Annotated in this window: 1 pseudogene; it reads right to left on the reverse strand. The window is 74.9% G+C overall.

The features are described 5' to 3' along the window. Positions 1-533, reverse strand: a pseudogene (locus tag HMPREF0975_RS16450) (endonuclease/exonuclease/phosphatase family protein); the annotation flags it as partial.

Below are 533 nucleotides of genomic sequence, written 5' to 3' on the forward strand. Positions count from 1 at the left end.
CAGCCCGGCGAGCGCCCCCCAGGCGGCGGCGAGCTGGCGGGCCGCCATGGACTCGCGGGTCGCTAGGTGAGTGGAGGCGACCGACAGCCGCCGGATTGGTCCACCGGCGTCCTCCGGAAGCTCGAGGGTGGCGGCCACCATGACGCGGTTGGAGGCGGTGGACACGTGGTAGGAGCGCGGGTCCCAGGCCCGCCCGCCGCGCTTCTCGACGCTGGAGGCCCCGCGTCCCAGACGCTTGATGTGCCAGCCGGCAACCGGGAAGCGGGAGATGAGGGCATTGCCGTAGCCGATCGGTCCGGCCCCGACGGCGGCGCGCAGGATCCCCAGGACGTCGTGGGTCGGTGAGCTGAGCGCGCTGCGAAGGGGCCGGCGGCGCAGGCCGACCACCGGTCCGGCGTAGCTGGCGGCGAAGCGGCAGGTGGGCATGCCTAGCTCCTCGGCCAGGAAGGCAGCCTGGGCCAAGCGCCCGGAGCGGGCCTGCCCCAGGTCCACCTCCTGGAGGGCGACGGATGTCGGGCGCCAGCTCGGCGATC

Source organism: Actinomyces sp. oral taxon 849 str. F0330, assembly GCF_000239715.1.
Lineage (GTDB): Bacteria > Actinomycetota > Actinomycetes > Actinomycetales > Actinomycetaceae > Actinomyces > Actinomyces johnsonii.